This is a genomic window from Pseudoclavibacter sp. VKM Ac-2867 (assembly GCF_015351275.1).
Taxonomy (GTDB): Bacteria; Actinomycetota; Actinomycetes; order Actinomycetales; family Microbacteriaceae; genus Pseudoclavibacter.
The window spans coordinates 201,335-217,426 of record NZ_JADKSL010000002.1; the positions used below are offsets into that span (position 1 = coordinate 201,335).

The window sequence follows — 16,092 nt, forward strand, 5'->3', positions numbered from 1 at the left end:
GACATGAGCACCACCGCTGACAACACGTCCCCAGTGATCTCGCTTGCCGACGTCACCAAGCGCTTCGGCGAGACCACCGCGCTCGATAGCGTGAGCCTGGAGGTCGCTCGCGGCGAGATGGTCGTGCTGCTCGGCCTCTCCGGGTCCGGCAAATCCACCCTGCTGCGCCACCTGAACGCGCTCGAGCAGCCCACGTCGGGAGACGTGACCGTCCTCGGCGATCAGGTGTCGCGACTGCGCGGCCGCCCACTCCGGCGGCTGCGCAGCAGGGTGGGGTTCATCTTCCAGCAGTTCGAGCTCGTGCCGTCGCTCACGGTGCTCGAGAACGTGCTGACCGGGGCGCTCGCCACCATCCGCGGCCCGCGCCTCGGACTGTTCGGCTACTCCAAGGCGAGGAAGCTGGAGGCGCTGGGCCACCTCGACCGGGTCGGCCTGCTCGACCGCGCCTACCAGCGCGCTGACACGCTCTCCGGCGGCCAGCAGCAGCGCGTCGCCATCGCGCGCGCCCTGATGCAGCGCCCGGACATCCTCCTCGCCGACGAGCCCGTCGCCTCTCTCGACCCCGAGTCGAGCGAGCAGGTCATGCGTCTCATCCGCGAGATCGCCGCCGCGGATGGCCTGACCGTGGTCTGCAGCCTCCACCAGGTCGACCTCGCCATCTCCTGGGCGGACCGCATCGTCGGGCTCCGCCACGGGGCAGTCGTGCTGGACACCCCTGTCGAAGGCCTCACCAAGGCCGAGGTCATGGAGATCTACGGCCGGGTCGCCACCAGCACCGCCGAGCTCGAGGCCGTGCAGAACGAACTCCTCGCGGCGGAGGCGGCACGATGACCGCGACCGTTGCGCCCCCGCCCCCGCGCACATCCGCCCCTCAGCAGACGGACGTCGAGGCTCGCGCTCCTCGCCAGCGCCGAACCCCAGAGCGCATCGCCGCCGTCCTCACCCTCCTCGCGCTCGCGGGCATCGCGGTCGCCGCGCTCATCGAGATCGACATCTCCGTGCCGGCGATGCTCGAGAGCTGGTCCAACGCCGAGCGCTTCTTCACCCGCGTCGGCGGACTCGCCTTCCCGGAATGGCCCGAGCTGCTCGAGCTCACGGGCCTCACCCTGGGTCTGGTGCTGTGCGGCACGCTCTTCGCCGCCGTCGTCTCGATTCCGGTCGCGTACTTGGCGGCCGCGAACACGACCCCAGGCCGGTCCTGGCGCGCCGCCGCCCGCTTCCTCGGTGTCTTCACCCGCGCGCTTCCCGACGTGGTCCTCGCCATGGTCTTCGTGCTCATGTTCTCCCTCGGGTCGCTTCCTGGAATTCTGGCGATCGGCATCCATTCGATCGGCATGATCTCGAAGATGTTCGCCGACGCGATCGAGCAGATCGACGAGGGGCCGCGCCTCGCGATCCGCGCAGCCGGTGGCTCCAAGCTGCAGGAGTTCACGTCGGGAGTGCTGCCCCAGGTGCTGCCGTCGTGGGTCGCGACGGTGCTCCACCGCAACGACATCAACCTTCGCGGCTCCGTGATCCTCGGCTACGTCGGCGTCGCGGGGCTCGGCCTCGAGATGTCGACCGCCTTCAAGTCGCTCGACTACTCGCTGGGCCTCGGCATCGCGCTTGTCATCTTCGTCCTCTGCGTCGCGATGGAGGTGGTCTCGAGCCTGGTGCGCGCCGCGATGCTCGGCGGTCACGAAGGCAGCCGCAACCCCATCGACCGGCTCGTCGACCGGATGCGCGGCTCGCGAGGCACCTCGCAAAGCGGCCAGCTCGGCGGCGCACGGCGCTTCCGGTCGCCCGCGGAAGCGATCCGCCGCCCCTGGAACGCGACCCGCGTGAGCCACGTCGTCTGGGGGTGGGTGGCAGCGCTCGTCGTGGTCGCCGCCGTCACGTTCGCCGACATCAACTGGCTCGACTTCCTCACGTTCTGGGCCCGCATCCCCGAGATCGCCGTGCAGTTCTGGCCGCCGTCGTTCGGCGTCTACGACCTCGCGACCATGCTCGAGGCGATGCGCGACACGATCGCCATCGCGTTCGCGGCAACGCTCCTCACCTTCCTGGTCTCCCTCGTCATCGGCTCCCTCGCCGCCCGGAACGTCGCGCCGAACCGCACCGTGCAGGGAGGGATGCGCCTGCTGCTCGTCGGCATCCGCGGCATCCCCGAGGTGATCCTCGCGATCGTGCTCATCATCATCACGGGGCTCGGCACGCAGGCGGGCACGATCGCACTGGCGATCGGCGGCATCGGCCTGCTTGGCAAGCTCATCGCCGACTCCTTCGAGGAGGTGCGCCGCGGCCCCGAGACGGCACTCCGAGCGACCGGAGCGACCCGCCTGCAGACCTACGCCAGCGCGACACTGCCGCAGGGCACGCCCGCCCTCATCGGCCACACCTTCTACCTGCTCGACACGAACATCCGCGCGGCGACGCTGCTCGGCATCGTCGGAGGCGGTGGCGTCGGCTACTACCTCCTCAACGCAGGACAGGGCTCGAACTACCCGCTCGTGACGGCCATCGTGCTCATGATCCTGGTCACCGTGCTCCTGGTCGAGGGCCTCGCGATGTGGATGCGGCGGGTGTTCCGATGAGCCGCGGCTTCGACGTCACCGTCGTCGGCTCCGGCATCGTCGGTCTCGGTGCCGCCTACGCTGCAGCCAAGCGAGGCCTGTCGGTTGTCGTCGTCGACCGCACGAGCGAGCCGATCGGTGCGAGCATCCGCAACTTCGGGCACCTGTGCTTCACGCCGCAGACGGGCGATGCCCGACGGTACGGAGTGCTGGCCCGGGAACTCTGGCTGCAGCTCGCGACCGATGCCGGGTTCTGGCTTCGGGAGACGGGCACCGTCGTCGTCGCTCGGCACGACGATGAGCTGGCGCTGCTCGACGCTGCCAGGCGCTCTCCGCTCGGTGAAGCCGACCGACTCCCCGTCGGGGAGGAGATCCGGATGCTCGATGCGGCCGAGGTCGCCGATCGCACCCCGGTGAGACACGGCGTCGCGGCCGGTGGCGCATTCCTGGCGGCAGACCTGCAGACCGATCCGCGTTCCGCGGTCGCCGCGATCATCCGCCGCCTGCAGAGCATGGGCGTCGAGTTCCGGATGCGCACGGCCGTCGGCCGCGTCCGCAGCGGCGTCGTCGAGACGAGCCGGGGTGATATCGCCACGGGGCTCGTGGTCGTCGCCGTCAACCACGACATCGACCAGCTCCTCCCGGATGCCGCCGAGGAGAATGCCGTCGAACGGTGCGCGCTCGACATGCTGCGAGTGGATGCGCCGCTCGCGAGGCCGCTCGGCGCCCCGCTCCTCACCGGCTGGTCGCTCATCCGCTACCGCGGGTTCGCCGGGCTCCCGGAGGCTTCGGCGGTCCGCGAACGCCTCCACGGCGAACGCCCGGACCTCGCGGCGATCGACCTCAACCAGATGTTCACGCAGCTCCCAGACGGCTCGCTGCTGGTCGGCGACACGCACTGGCGTGGCGTGACGGTGTCGCCCTTCCAATCCGAGGCAGCCGTGAACCTCATGCTCGCCGAAGCCGACCGGCTCCTCGAGGTCGGGCCGCTGCGCGTCCGGGAACGCTGGCAGGGCGTGTACGCGGCCGCACCGAACGAGTTCCTCGTCGAACGCCCGCAGCCGGGCGTGCTCGCCATTGCGGCGACGACGGGCATCGGCATGACCACCGGGCTCGGCCTCGCCGAGCACCACCTTGCTCTCGAGCTGGACGCCGTGTCCGCTCGAACACCTTCGAAAGGCCTGAGATGACGACCCTCACCACTTCCGCGCAGGCGCAGACTGCCGCGTCCGTTCGCGTGCCCCTCGAGCTCGTCGTGCTCGACATGGCAGGAACGACCGTGCTCGACGACGGCGTCGTGGAGCGCGCGTTCGAGCGTGCCGCGAACCGCACGGGGGTCGCCGCGCATCTCCCATGGCCCGAGGCGCTCGCCTACGTCCGCGAGACGATGGGCCAATCGAAGCTCGACGTCTTCACGCACCTCGCGAACGGAGACACCGCAGCCGCAGCGGAGGCGACCGCCGCATTCGAAGTCGCCTACGCCGAGCTCGTCGAGGAAGAGGGGGTCGAGGAGATCCCGGGCGCGCGGGAGACGATCGAGTCCCTACGAGGCGCCGGTCTCTCAGTCGTGCTGACGACAGGCTTCGCGCCGGTCACGCGCGACGCGATCCTCCGAGCCCTCGGCTGGGAGCAGCTCGTCGATCTCGCGCTGTCGCCCGCAGACGTCGGCCGTGGCCGTCCCGCCCCCGACCTCGTGCTGAGCGCCGTGCTGCGCACCGGAACCTCGAGCGTCGCGGCCGTCGCCGTGGTGGGAGACACCGCGAGCGACGTGCAATCGGGACTTCGCGCGGGGGCCGGCCTCGCAGTCGGCGTGCTCAGCGGCGCCCACGACCAGGAGACGCTCGAAGCGAGTGGCGCCCACGCCGTCATCGAGAGCGTCGCCGCGCTCCGCGAGCTGCCCGCGTTCCAGTGGCCCGCATCGTGACGTCGGCCGCGGCGCCGAGAGTCGAAGAGCCGTCTGCGCTTCGGATCCACCTGCAGCCCGCCGCGACGGCCATGGTGTGGCTCGGCGTCGAGAGGCCGCTGGAGGCTGTCGCCGTGCCCGACGTCGTGCTCGGGCCGGGGGAGGTGCTCGTGGCCCTCGAGTTCGCGACGATCTGCGGCTCCGACGTGCACACCATGCTCGGCCACCGGCAGTCCCCGGCGCCCGGAGTGCTCGGCCACGAGTACGTGGGCAGGGTCGTCGCGACCGGTGACGGCGGCGCCCGCACCATCGACGGGGAAGCCCTCGAGCCCGGTGCTCGGATCGTCTGGTCGGTGATGGCCAGCTGCGGCGAATGCGACCGCTGCACGCGAGGGCTGACACAGAAGTGCCGGAACCTGCTCAAGTACGGGCACGAGCGCCTCACCACCAGGTGGGAGCTGAGCGGCGGGTTCGCGACGCACATGCATCTGCGGTCGGGAACGGACATCGTCGCCGTCGACGAGACGACGCCGGCTGCTGCCCTCGCCCCCGTCACCTGCGGCACGGCGACCGCGGTCGCCGCGATGCGCGCCGCGCTCCGCGTCGTCGAGGTCGACTCGCCCGCGGTGCTGGTCTCCGGGGCCGGGCTCATCGGCCTCACCGTCGCGGCGCTCGCGCGCGACCGCGGGTGCACGGTCGTCGTCGCTGACCCGGACGACAAACGGCGGGACCTCGCCGCGCGCTTCGGCGCGCACGCGGCCATCGACCCCGGTGATCCCGGCGCCGCGGCCGAGACCTGGGCGGGGCTCGGCCTGCCTGGTCCGGACATCGTCATCGAGGCCTCCGGGTCGCGAGTCGCCGTATCCGCCGCGCTCGACGCCGTCGAGATCGGCGGTGCCGTCGTCCTCGTCGGCAGCGTCTTCCCCACCGAGCCCGTCGCCCTCGACCCCGAATCCCTCGTCCGGGGTCTCGTGACCGTCCGCGGCGTCCACAACTACACTTCGGCCGACCTGGCGGCGGCTCTCGAGTTCGTCGAAGGCAGCGCCGACCGGTGGCCGTTCGCGGAACTCGTCGAGGCCACCTTCCCCCTCGAGCGTCTCGGAGACGGCGTCGCGCTGGCTGCCACCGGGGGACCGATACGCGTCGGCATAGACCTGTCGACATCGTGCGACGCGGGGACTGCCCCGCGTGGCCAGCGGCGTACCCGCGAGGTCGAAGCAGCGGTCACCCCCAGATGACCGCCTCCGCTGCCACGTCTCCTCAGCGCTCGGGAGCACAGAAGACGCGGTGGCGTCCGGATCCGGTGCTGGTCACCCTCTGCGTGACGCAGCTCATCAGCTGGGGCACGCTCTACTACGTCCTCCCCGCGGTCGCCGCCGAGATCGTCGCCGACACCGGATGGAGTCTCGTCAGCGTCATGGCCGCGTTCTCCGCGGGTCTTCTCGTCTCCGCCGGCGTCGGCGTCGGATTCGGGGGTCTGCTCGACCGCTTCGGGGGCCGCGTCGTCATGGCGTGGTCATCGGCACTCGCCACTGCCGGTGTCGCGCTCGTGGCCACAGCCAGCACCTTCCCCATGTTCGTCGTCGCCTGGGTCGTGGTCGGTGTCGCGCAGGCGGGCGTGCTCTACCAGGCCGCCTTCACGGTCATCGGGCTCCGCTACGGAGCAACCGCCGGAAGACCTCTCCTGGTGGTCACCCTCGTTGCCGGCCTCGCCTCGACGCTGTACGTGCCGGGCGCGACTCTGCTCGCCGAGGTTGTCGGTTGGCGCGGCACCTACCTCGTGCTCGCTGCTCTCCTCGCCGTCGTCACGATCCCGCTGCACGCGCTCCTGCTGCCGAGACGCGACCCCGCGCCCCGACAGGTGCCGAACGGGGAGCGGATGGGGAATCCGGTCGTTGTGAGGAGCAGTCGCTTCATCAGGCTCTGCCTCGGCGTGACGCTCCTCTCGTTCAGCGTCTACGCCGTGTCCATCAACCTCATCCCGCTGCTCTCCGAGCGGGGCATCGACGCGAGAGCGGCTGCCCTGCTGCTCGGGCTCGTGGGCGTGGGGCAGGTCGTGGGCCGCGTGCTCTTCACCGCACTCAACCGCGTCGTTCCGCTGCCGCTGCGCGCACTGCTCGTGGGCGCAGTCGCGACCCTCACGCTCGTGGCGTTCGCGCTCATCTCGGGTCCGTTCGCCGTGCTCGTTCTCCTCGCGCTGCTCGCCGGGGCGGCCCGCGGTGCGTTGACGCTCGTGCAGGCCACCGCCGTCGTCGAGCGCTGGGGCACCGAACGGCTCGGCACGCTCAACGGGGTGTTCAGCGCCCCGATCACGGCGTCGATCGCGCTCGCCCCGGTTGCGGGGGTCGCTCTCGCTGCTGCGGTGGGCTCGTTCCCGCTCGCGGTCGCGCTCCTGGCCGGAGTCGCGGCGGTCGGGGCGCTCCTCGTCTTCGAGCGGCCTCGACGAGGTGCTCACCTCACGGAAGTGGGGCGTGGGGCGCTGGGACATCAGGGGCCCTGCGCAGATCGCGGTGACGAAGACTGGCAACGACAAGCGCTCCGGTGACCGGCGGGCGTTCGAGCACGAGCAGCTGCAACGGCTCCCCGATTGCTGTGAGCGCAGCCCGGAGTGCGCTCTGGAGCCGGGGCTGGTTGGTGATGACACCGCCCGCCGCCACGATGCGTTCGCCGACTGCACCCCGCTGCCGCAGCGCGTGCACGGCGGCGGCGATGTAGTCGGCCGCATCAGCGATCACCCTGATGGCGCTGGGGGAGCCCAGATCTGCGGCTTCGAAGATGAGAGGCGCGTGGCCTCCCCACTCGGTCAGGCTGGCCCGGTCGGATATCGCGAGTGTGAGCTCGGTGAGGTCCGTTGCTCCGTATGCAGCCTGCAGCAGCTCAGCGAGAGGGTCTGGGCCGGTAGTCGTGTGATCAGCGAGGCGGTGCAGCTCACGAAGCGCTTCACGGACGAGCGCTGGAGCGCTGCCGAAGTCGTTGAACCGCCAGCCGTACCCCATTGCGCGCAGTGGAGCGCCGGACTGGTCACGTCCTACCAGGACGGTTCCAGTTCCCACGATCAGCTGCAGGGAGGGCTCGGGACCCAGGGCATGACCAAGGAGTTCCGCGTCGTTGGAGACGGTGATGAGCCCCGTGCCGAGTGCGCTGGAGAGTTCGCACTCGGCACGGCGGGCTTGTTCGGGAGTGTCGACACCGTTCAGGCCAGCTGCGACGCTGGTCTCGGCGTCCACGCTCCCGTGGTCGTGGACGATGCCAGCAAGGCGCTTGAGGTTGCCTGTGTCGGAGAAGAGGGAGCCCCGTCGCCACTCCGTGGAAGAAACGACGAGCTCCCCGCGCAGCCCCGAGGTGTCCTCGAAAGCAACGTGGGTCTTCGTGCCGCCGACATCGAGGCCGACGAAGCGCAGAGTCGGCGCGGTCACCGGGCTTGGTCTTCGATGCGGACGAGCTCGCGGGAGCGGAGCGTGTAGATGGCACCGCGCTTGTCGGCCGCGAGGTGCGGCCCGCTGTACCAGCCGCCATCGATGCCGGCGACGACGACCGTGATCACGAATGTCTGCGGGTCGATGCGGAACAGGGTCGTGTCCGTGACGACGTAGACGCTGCCGCCGGCATTGGTCATCGCCGCGAAGCCCGGGGTGAGGGACCGCTGGTCGGACGTGTGCACGATGGCACGCTCAGTGCGATCGATGACGATCAGCGTGCCCTTGATGGTGATCGCGAACAGGTGCTCGCCCTGGACAGCGAGCGCGGCGATGCCATTGGCCTGGTTCGTCTCCACCCGCCAGAGCTCGCTCTGCAGCGTGGGGTCCCAGGCGACGATGGTGCCGCGCGGCCCGGTCTTCTGGGCGTTGTCCCCGCCGAGGTACGCGACACCGTCGGCGGTTGCGACGGCACGCACGAGCTGGATGTCGTCGATCGGGTTGACCGCGATGCTCGCGACCCCTGTGGCGGGCTTGTAGGTCCACAGGGAGCCACCGCCCTCGGTGTCCGCCTGTGCGGCGACGAGGAGCAGCTCGTTGCAGGCATCCCAGGTGGTGTCCAGGGGGCGATTCTGAGCTTCCGGGAAGCTGGCCACGCGCCGGGTCGTGGTGCCGGTTCGAGGGTCGTGCGCCCAGATGCCCTGGCCGCTGTACTGGCCCGTGTAGAGGACGCCGTCGATGACCTCGGCGTCTTTCGCCTCGCCAGGGATCGTGAGGTTGAAGACGTCCCCCGTCCTGAGGTTGTGCCGGGCTACACCGCCATTGCCGCCGACGTAGGCGTATCCAGCGCCGACGGCGATGCCCATGCAGGCCTGCGGTCCGATGGGGGCACCCGCCTCACCGAGGTCGATGACGCGCGTGGCTGCATCGGGCAGCGTGACCACGGCGACGATCGCGTATCCGGAGGTCGCGACGAGGGCCCCGTCGAGAGCGTCCAAGCCCCAGATCTCCCCGAGATCCAGCCCCTTGAGATCGAGCTGTCGCACGGTCGTTCCTGAGGGGTCCCAGGAGAGGATGCCCGTCTCGTTGGCGCAGTAGACGGTGTCGTCGAGGACAGCGAAGTTCTTGGCGACCTTGCCGATGGAGGCCGCCAGCGAGTAGGAAGTGGGATCCGCCAGCTCGAGACGGGCGATCTTGCTCGATTCTGCGGCGCCGGCAGTGGAGACGAGCAGCTGCTCGTCGACGACGGCGAGATCACGAATGCTCGGGTCGTTCGTCATCTCCGCTGGGGTGATGTTCGAGAACTGGGCTGCGGCTCGATCGAAGGCGTACAGGGCGGCGCGGCTGGTGCTGCCGCCGCCACCGAGGGTGCTCCCGGCGCCGAAGTAGACAGTCTGGTCGGTCGCGGCGACCGTCCGTGCCAGGGTGACATTCGCATCCGGCACGCCGAGACTCACGAGGCCTCCGACCGCGGGGTCGTGTTGCCAGAGCGCGGGGGCCGTCGTCCCACCCCCGCCGACAGCGAAGAGCACTCCGTCTGGCGCGACCGCGAGGGCACGCACATCGCGATCGCCGATAGCGCCGATCGCGGTCGCCGGGCTGTTCGGGCTGTCCAGGTCCCACCGGAACACATTGGGTCGGCTGCCGGTCGACTTCTGCAGAACTCCGATGTACAGCAAGCGCCGAATCGGGTCGAGCCCGAGCGCTTGGATGCTGTGCCCGTTGCCGACCGTGGTGGAGGCGATGACCTTTCCTGATGCGATGTCGAGCGCGATGACGCCGGTGGTCTCCAGGTTCCGGGATCCGATGTAGGCGACGCCGTCCAGCAGCACGCTGCTCATCAACGCGTACTGCTCTATGGCGGGGCCGAGCGAGGTGATCCTCGGTGCGCGAGGGGCGGCATCCTCAGCGTAGGAGGGGGTCGCGAAGGCGGCCAATGCGACGGTCGTGCCGAGAGCGGTGAGGACGGTGCGGCGAGAGATCTGAGACATGGGGACTCCCTGAATGAGAACGTCGGGTGCAAGAGGGCGCCCCGCGGGGCTGTTGCTGGGGTTGGGGTTCAGGCGGTGACCGCGAACCGTGCCGCCGTGAGACCGTGTGCGAGATCGTCACCGCTGGAGAGGCGCGCCAGCTCTTCCCGCACGGACTCGGCGAGACGACCGAGTTCAGTGCCGTACGAGCCGGCGATGTGGGGCGTGAGCAGGGCACGCTCCGCCACGTAGAGGGGGTGTTCGGCCTCGAGGATCCAGGGGACGGTGACATCCAGGATCGCGTACAGCTCGCCGGCGACGACGCGAGCGGTCAGGGCATCCTGGTCGATGATCTCGCCCCGCGCGGTGTTGATGAGCGTCGCATCCGCGCGCATCAGGTTGATGCCGCGGGCGTCGATCAGATTGTGCGTGCTGGGGAGGGACGGGGCGTGGACCGAGACGACGTCGCTTGTGGCGAGCAGCTCATCCAGCCCGACGCTCGTGACCGCAAGGTGCGCCGCCTCGTCGTCGCTGAGATACGGGTCGTAGACGACGACCTCGAAGCGGTAGGCGCGCAGGAGCTCGATCACGAGACGGCCGATCGTGGACGCGCCGACGATTCCGACGCGCTTCTCGAACGCCCCCAGCTGGGGGTAGCTGCTCTCGACGTCGAACGCTCGTCGAGCGTCCCGGTAGTGACGCGCCATGGGCAGGACGCGCTTCGCGGCCAAGACGATCATCGCGACGGTGTACTCGGCGACGGGCACGGCGTTCGCCGCCGCCGCAGTACTCACCCTGATCCCGCTGTGAACGACAGCTTCGCTCACGTAGGGCTTGATGGTGCCGGCAGAGTGCAGGATCGCCTCCAGGTTCGGGGCGGCGGCGAGGACGCGGGTGTCGACGCGAGGAGAGCCCCAGCCGGTGATCAGCACCTCCACGTCCGCGAGGATGCCCCGAGCCCGGTCGGACTCGAACTCGACGATGTGCCCGAGGACGTCGGCGGTCTCAGCGATCGCATCGATCTGCCGGGGTGGGAAGACGCGGTTCAGCGCGGCCGTGGTCATCGCGAAGGCGACGCGTTTGCGGGGACTCACTTCACACTCCCGGCGCTGAGGCCAGCACGCCAGAAGCGCTGCAGCATCACGAACGCGATCACGAGGGGCACGATGGAGAGGAAGGAGCCGGCGATGACCAGGGTGGAGAAGTCCGGGTTCTGCTGCACCTGGCTCTGCCAGAGCGCGATGCCGACGCTGGAGGGGAAGAGGCTTCGGTCCTGCAGCATGATCAGCGGCAGCATGAAGTTGTTCCACACGCCAACGAACTGGAACAGGGCGATGGTCACGAAACCTGGGAGCAGCATCGGGAACCCGATCTGCAGGAAGGTGCGGATGGGGCCAGCCCCGTCCACCCGGGCCGCCTCGAGGACTTCATTGGGGAGGTAGCCGGCGCTGAAGACGCGGGCGAGGTACACGCTGAACGGGTTGCAGAAGGCGGGGATGAGCACAGCCCAGATCGTGTTCGTCGCGCCGACGGACGCGGCGAGGAGATAGAGCGGGATGACGGTTGCCGTGTTGGGGATGAGGACACCGACGAGGACCAGGGCGTAGAGGGGTCTGCTGCCCGTGAAGATGAACTTGTCGAACGCGTAGCCGGCCATCAGAGCGACGAATCCTCCGATGATCGCTCCCGCACCGGCGTAGAGGATGCTGTTCGCAAGCCACCGCAGGAAGATGCCGTCGTCCTGCGTGAGGAGTCGCGACATGTTCGCGAAGAAGTCGCTCCCTATGGAGAACGCGTCTCCGGAGTACAGGCCGGAGGCGTCCTTGGTGACCGCGAAGACGAGCCAGAGCAGGGGCAGCACCATGTAGGCGGTGCCGACGATCAGCAGGCCGTTGACCGTGAGTGCAGCGCCACCGGAGCGGCGCCGCGCGCGGCGGCGACGTGGCGGAGCCGTGGGCGGCTCGGTCGAGACGGTCGGTGCGTCAACGGTGTCGAGCGTCGCGGTCATGATGTGGGCTCCTTCGAGGTGAATCGGGTCACGGCCCAGGACAGGACTCCAGCGAGCGCTGCGAGCACGATGGAGGCCGCGGCCGCCTCTGGGAGGTTGTTGCGGTTGAAGGCCGCGTCGTAGGCCCACATGTTGGGCACCCAGGTGCTGGTCACTGCCGTCGTGGCGGAGGAGAGGATGCGGGGCTCGGTGAAGAGCTGCAGCGAGCCGATGACGGTGAACAGCAGCGCAACTCCCAGGGCTGGGGCGATGAGGGGCGTCTTGATGGAGATGGCGGTTCGGATCCCGCCGGCGCCGTCGATGCGGGCTGCCTCGAGCACTTCGCGGGACACGGCCTGCAGAGCCGTGAAGAGGATGATGACGTTGTATCCGGCCCATTCCCACACGGCGATGTTGACCATGGACGGCAGGACCAGTTCGACCGAGAGGAAGTTGATCTCGATCCCGCCGGAGGCGAGCGCCTTCACGATCGGGCTGACACCGGGGGTATAGAGGTAGGCCCAGATGAGTGCGGCGATCACGCCGGGAACCGCGTGAGGCAGGAACAGGAGGAGCTGGAAGGTGCGCTTCGCGTAGGTGACGCCCGCGTCCAGCAGCAACGCCAGCGTCAGCGCGACCAGCAGCAGGACGGGAACGTAGAGCACGCAGTAGATGGCCAGCCGGCCGAACCCTTCGATGAAGCTCTGGTCCGAGAGGACGGAGATGTAGTTCCCGAGTCCCACGAACTCTGTTGTCGTCTCACCGAAGCCCAGGCCGGAGCGGGACTCGGCGAACAGGCTCATGCCGATCGCGTAGACGACCGGGGCGATCATGGTGACCAGGAAGAGGGCGAAGAACGGGACCAGGAAGATCGCGGCGGTGCGCCCGCCCGTGCCCGACACTCCGGTGCGGCGCGGCGCCCTGGGTTGAACGCGCTTGAGGAGTGTCATTCGGTCACGTCCAGCCCGAGCCCCTCGAGACCTTCGACGGTTCCCGTTTGCGTGCTGCTGAGCGCGTCGGCGAGGGTTGGGGCGCTGGTGACGCCTTCCTTCAGCTCAGTGCTCGTGATGTCGTAGCTGGGGCCCCAGGCCCACGGGGCGAGGTTCGCGGACGCGTCGTCGAAGACCTGGTAGATGTCGTTGCCGTAGTAGTCGACGGGGGCGACGGATTCGGCGACCTCGTTCAAGCCGGGGTAGGCGAGGTACGCAGTTCCCACGGCGCCACGGGCCTGCACGGCTTCCTCGGTTGTCGCCAGCCACTTGAGGAACACTGCAGCGGCCGCGGTGTTCTCGCTCGTCTCTGCGAGCGCGAAGCCGGTACCCCCGTTGAGCGCGCCGGTCGGTTCGCCGTCCCACGTCGGTGGTGCCGCGGCGATCCACTTGCCTGCCTGCCCAGCGGCCTCGGTGCGCGTCTTCAGCCCGGATGCGCTCCATGAGCCGCCGATCCAGCCGTTCACGGTGCCGTTGCCGAGGTCCGCGGTCCATTCATCGCTGTAGCCGAGCTGCTTCTTGATCAGGTCCTCATCGATCAGCCGCTGCCAGAAGTCGGCCACCTTCACCGACGCTGCGTCGTCCACGGCGACGTTCCAGTGGTCGTCCTCCGCGGAGAACCACTTCCCGCCGGCCTGCCACGACAAGGGGGCGAGCGGTGGCTCGTTCGTGAAGAAGCTCGCGAGGTACGCGTCGGGGTTCCACGCCTTCACTGCACGAGCCGCCGCCTCGAACTCCTCCCAGGTCGTCGGAACGGCAACTCCGGCGGCGTCGAGAACGTCCTGGCGGTACCAGTTCACGAGGGGAGGCGCGTCGTACGGGAGGGCGTAGCTGTCGTCGCCGAACGTGACCAGGTTCTCCACCTGGTCGTCGTAGGCGGAGCGCGTCTCCTCATCGACGAGGTCCGTCAGCGGGAGCACCTGGCCGGAAGCGACGAACCCGGGCAGGCGGTCGTACTCGATGCCGACGACATCCGGGCCCGTGCCGGAGGTGATCGCTGCCGCGAGCTTCGTGTACCCGCCGTTCGCGCCATTGGGGATCTCTTCGAACGAGACGGTGATGTCGTCCTGGCTCGCGTTGAAGGCGGCCGCGACATCCGCCATGCCGCTCAGCGAGGACCAGAAGGTGACCTCGCCGGTGGCCGGACCGGCCGGTGGGGCAGCAGGCGCGGAACCGGTCGGCGCGCAGCCGGTGAGAGCGATCGCCGTGACCAGGATGGCAGCGGGGATCGGGAGACGACGCAGACGCATGAGGGACTCCTCTGAGACAACAACGGTGGTGTGGATCGATCATCGATGCTCCACCCCCACGCGCCAAGCGTTCATCCATCAAACGCTCACAAACGCACAGAATCTCCGGTGCGAGGCGTCGATTCCCGGACGATGAGACTCGGCAGGAGGATCATGCGCACAACAGAACGCGCTCGCTCATCGCCCAGACGAAGGCGATCCATGACCAGGCGGAGCGCCGTATGGCCGAGTTCGTGCTTGGGTGGCGCAACCGCCGTCAGCGGCACTGCCGCGAGGGCCGAGATCTCGTCGTCGTAGGCGATCACCCCGAAGTCTTCGGGCACACGCAGGCCTCGTTCGATGACGAGGTCCGTGAACGCCATCGAATCCGCGTCGCCGAGAATGATCGCCGCGGTCACGCCCTGGGCGAGGCAGTCGTCCAGCAGCTGCGTGAGCTCGGAGATGAGCACGTTCTGGCCGGCCGGGGGATGGGGGAGCTCCCGCCGCATCCGGCCGGCCTTGTTCCCTGTCGCGCGCATCGCCCGCTGGTACCCGATGTTCAGTCCGGTGGCCGTGGCAACGGGGCGCGCGGCGAGGGCAATCCGTTCGTGTCCTTCATCCACGAGGTGCCGCACGGCGATCTCCGCGCCATAGCTGTGGTCTGAGCGCACCCACTCCAATCGGCCAGCCATCGCCTCGTCGATCGAGCGCTCCACGACCACGATCGGGACCGGCGCGCGCTCCAGGAGCTCAAGCAGAGGCGAGTCCTCGTGGATCGTGTCGTGCGGCGTGATCAGGAGAGCATCCACGCCTCGATCGATGAGGCGCTGCGCCTGGCGCAGCTCCTCCGCCTCGGAATAGCTTGTCGCGCCCACCACCAGTCGACAGTTCAGCTCACGGGCGGCTTGGCTCGCCCCTCTGATCACTTCCGGAAAGTAGTACGCGCTCGTGGGCACGATCATCCCGATGGTCGCCACGGGGCGTTCGCTCGCGCGTGATGCGCGCGGATCGGCGCGCTCCTGCTGGACTGCGACTCCCGGTGAGAGCGCTCCGCCGTGCACCCGCACCAGCAACCCGTTCGATTCCAGCGCGATCAGATCGCGTCGCAAGGTCATCTGCGAGACGCCGAGCCTCGCCGCCAATGCGGCGTTGGTGATGGAACCGCGCAGCTCCAGTTCACGCAGAATGACATCCCTACGGGCGGCGGCGACCATGGCGTACTCCAAACGGACTCATTCGAACAAGAACACCCGAATGCAAACACACCTCGACCCCTCCGCGCGAGCGTCACCTACACTCCGGGACATGCCCGCCCCACTCACCGCCCTCGTCCTCAACGGCGTCGGACGCTACGCAGACCCCTGGCATCCCTTCGCGGAAACCACCGCTCAGCTGGTGCGGCTCCTCGAGGAAGAGGGATTCGCATCAACTGTCGCCACCGATGTCGATTCCACTCTGAGCTCGGAGCCGCCCGCTCCCGACCTGCTCGTCGTCAACCTCGGTCTTCCCCGCGACGGCGGGGAGGTACCCACGGCCAGTGCCCGAGACGGGTTGCGTCGACTCCTCAGGAGCGGCACCCCGCTGCTGGCCATGCACGTCTCCTCGACCAGCTTCACCGAGTCCCCCGAATGGGAAGAAGCGCTCGGCGGGCGGTGGATTCGAGGGGTTTCCATGCACCCGGAGCAGGATGAGACCCGGGTGCAGGTCGTTGCAGACCCGATCACCGTCGGCATCGAGGACTTCACGATCAACGATGAGCGCTACAGCCACCTGCGCGTGGCCGACGCCGTGCGGACGCTCCTCACCCACGACCACGATGGCTCGACGCACCCGCTCATCTGGACTCGCGACGAGACGGCCGAGTACGGCCGGGCCGCCTACGATGCGCTCGGGCACGACGCTCGATCCTTCGAAGCTCCCGAGCACAGAGAGCTCCTCCGGCGACTCATCCGCTGGTTGCGTCCCTAGGGTGACGACGGGCAGTGCAATGTCGCTGAGTGGAAACTCGAACTCGCCTGAAGGGCTGGGCCGAAGCATCCCTCCTGA

At 69.0% G+C, this 16,092-nt stretch carries 14 protein-coding genes; 7 read left to right on the forward strand and 7 right to left on the reverse strand.

The features are described 5' to 3' along the window. The first annotated feature begins 3 nt into the window (after nucleotides 1-3). Genes phnC through ITJ67_RS03985 form a run of 6 tightly spaced genes read left to right on the forward strand, consistent with a single transcriptional unit; the run spans nucleotide 4 to nucleotide 7,000 of the window. Nucleotides 4-831, forward strand: a complete 828-nt coding sequence (gene phnC / locus ITJ67_RS03960; protein WP_160074702.1) for a phosphonate ABC transporter ATP-binding protein — start codon at nucleotides 4-6, stop codon at nucleotides 829-831. Then, a complete protein-coding gene (locus ITJ67_RS03965) occupies nucleotides 828-2,573 on the forward strand; it encodes a PhnE/PtxC family ABC transporter permease (RefSeq protein ID WP_194676813.1) in 1,746 nt (581 codons plus the stop codon). The genes phnC and ITJ67_RS03965 overlap by 4 nt, the downstream gene beginning before the upstream one ends. Further along, entirely contained in the window at nucleotides 2,570-3,742 is a 1,173-nt protein-coding gene (locus ITJ67_RS03970) for a TIGR03364 family FAD-dependent oxidoreductase (RefSeq protein ID WP_194676814.1), read from the forward strand. The genes ITJ67_RS03965 and ITJ67_RS03970 overlap by 4 nt, the downstream gene beginning before the upstream one ends. Further along, on the forward strand, nucleotides 3,739-4,476 hold the full coding sequence (locus ITJ67_RS03975) for a phosphonatase-like hydrolase (RefSeq protein WP_194676815.1): 738 nt from the start codon (nucleotides 3,739-3,741) through the stop codon (nucleotides 4,474-4,476). Before ITJ67_RS03970 ends, ITJ67_RS03975 begins: the two co-directional genes overlap by 4 nt. Next, the gene (locus tag ITJ67_RS03980) at nucleotides 4,461-5,693 is read left to right on the forward strand and encodes a zinc-binding dehydrogenase (RefSeq protein ID WP_323741380.1); all 1,233 of its coding nucleotides are present in this window, start codon (nucleotides 4,461-4,463) and stop codon (nucleotides 5,691-5,693) included. Before ITJ67_RS03975 ends, ITJ67_RS03980 begins: the two co-directional genes overlap by 16 nt. Continuing rightward, complete coding sequence (locus ITJ67_RS03985; protein WP_194676816.1) at nucleotides 5,690-7,000, forward strand: MFS transporter; 1,311 nt, start codon at nucleotides 5,690-5,692, stop codon at nucleotides 6,998-7,000. The genes ITJ67_RS03980 and ITJ67_RS03985 overlap by 4 nt, the downstream gene beginning before the upstream one ends. Here ITJ67_RS03985 and ITJ67_RS03990 read toward each other — a convergent pair. The 7 genes from ITJ67_RS03990 to ITJ67_RS04020 all read right to left on the reverse strand — a co-directional run bounded on the left by ITJ67_RS03990 (nucleotide 6,912) and on the right by ITJ67_RS04020 (nucleotide 15,260). Then, nucleotides 6,912-7,871, reverse strand: coding sequence for a sugar kinase (locus tag ITJ67_RS03990; protein ID WP_194676817.1), 960 nt, complete (start codon nucleotides 7,869-7,871; stop codon nucleotides 6,912-6,914). The genes ITJ67_RS03985 and ITJ67_RS03990 overlap by 89 nt on opposite strands. Beyond that, nucleotides 7,868-9,862, reverse strand: coding sequence for a DUF5074 domain-containing protein (locus ITJ67_RS03995; RefSeq protein ID WP_194676818.1), 1,995 nt, complete (start codon nucleotides 9,860-9,862; stop codon nucleotides 7,868-7,870). Before ITJ67_RS03995 ends, ITJ67_RS03990 begins: the two co-directional genes overlap by 4 nt. 68 nt (nucleotides 9,863-9,930) lie before the next feature. Further along, nucleotides 9,931-10,935, reverse strand: coding sequence for a hydroxyacid dehydrogenase (locus ITJ67_RS04000; protein WP_323741381.1), 1,005 nt, complete (start codon nucleotides 10,933-10,935; stop codon nucleotides 9,931-9,933). Next, nucleotides 10,932-11,849 (reverse strand): carbohydrate ABC transporter permease, encoded by a 918-nt coding sequence (locus ITJ67_RS04005; RefSeq protein ID WP_194676819.1) that lies wholly within the window; start codon nucleotides 11,847-11,849, stop codon nucleotides 10,932-10,934. Before ITJ67_RS04005 ends, ITJ67_RS04000 begins: the two co-directional genes overlap by 4 nt. After that, the gene (locus tag ITJ67_RS04010; protein ID WP_160074718.1) at nucleotides 11,846-12,778 is read right to left on the reverse strand and encodes a carbohydrate ABC transporter permease; all 933 of its coding nucleotides are present in this window, start codon (nucleotides 12,776-12,778) and stop codon (nucleotides 11,846-11,848) included. The genes ITJ67_RS04005 and ITJ67_RS04010 overlap by 4 nt, the downstream gene beginning before the upstream one ends. Beyond that, nucleotides 12,775-14,067, reverse strand: coding sequence for an ABC transporter substrate-binding protein (locus tag ITJ67_RS04015; protein ID WP_104301230.1), 1,293 nt, complete (start codon nucleotides 14,065-14,067; stop codon nucleotides 12,775-12,777). The genes ITJ67_RS04010 and ITJ67_RS04015 overlap by 4 nt, the downstream gene beginning before the upstream one ends. An 86-nt stretch (nucleotides 14,068-14,153) precedes the next feature. After that, a complete protein-coding gene (locus ITJ67_RS04020) occupies nucleotides 14,154-15,260 on the reverse strand; it encodes a substrate-binding domain-containing protein (RefSeq protein ID WP_194676820.1) in 1,107 nt (368 codons plus the stop codon). Between the two features lie 91 nt (nucleotides 15,261-15,351). Here ITJ67_RS04020 and ITJ67_RS04025 point away from each other — a divergent pair, with 91 nt between their 5' ends. Then, nucleotides 15,352-16,014 (forward strand): ThuA domain-containing protein, encoded by a 663-nt coding sequence (locus tag ITJ67_RS04025; RefSeq protein ID WP_194676821.1) that lies wholly within the window; start codon nucleotides 15,352-15,354, stop codon nucleotides 16,012-16,014. Nucleotides 16,015-16,092: the final 78 nt, after the last annotated feature.

Coding starts and splice junctions, on each gene's coding strand:
- ITJ67_RS04025 (WP_194676821.1), top strand. CDS start 15,352: ATGCCCGCCCCACTCACCGCCCTCGTCCTCAACGGCGTCGGACGCTAC.
- ITJ67_RS03975 (WP_194676815.1), top strand. CDS start 3,739: ATGACGACCCTCACCACTTCCGCGCAGGCGCAGACTGCCGCGTCCGTT.
- ITJ67_RS04005 (WP_194676819.1), bottom strand. CDS start 11,849: ATGACCGCGACGCTCGACACCGTTGACGCACCGACCGTCTCGACCGAG.
- ITJ67_RS03985 (WP_194676816.1), top strand. CDS start 5,690: ATGACCGCCTCCGCTGCCACGTCTCCTCAGCGCTCGGGAGCACAGAAG.
- ITJ67_RS03970 (WP_194676814.1), top strand. CDS start 2,570: ATGAGCCGCGGCTTCGACGTCACCGTCGTCGGCTCCGGCATCGTCGGT.
- ITJ67_RS04015 (WP_104301230.1), bottom strand. CDS start 14,067: ATGCGTCTGCGTCGTCTCCCGATCCCCGCTGCCATCCTGGTCACGGCG.
- ITJ67_RS03965 (WP_194676813.1), top strand. CDS start 828: ATGACCGCGACCGTTGCGCCCCCGCCCCCGCGCACATCCGCCCCTCAG.
- ITJ67_RS04010 (WP_160074718.1), bottom strand. CDS start 12,778: ATGACACTCCTCAAGCGCGTTCAACCCAGGGCGCCGCGCCGCACCGGA.
- ITJ67_RS03995 (WP_194676818.1), bottom strand. CDS start 9,862: ATGTCTCAGATCTCTCGCCGCACCGTCCTCACCGCTCTCGGCACGACC.
- ITJ67_RS04020 (WP_194676820.1), bottom strand. CDS start 15,260: ATGGTCGCCGCCGCCCGTAGGGATGTCATTCTGCGTGAACTGGAGCTG.
- phnC (WP_160074702.1), top strand. CDS start 4: ATGAGCACCACCGCTGACAACACGTCCCCAGTGATCTCGCTTGCCGAC.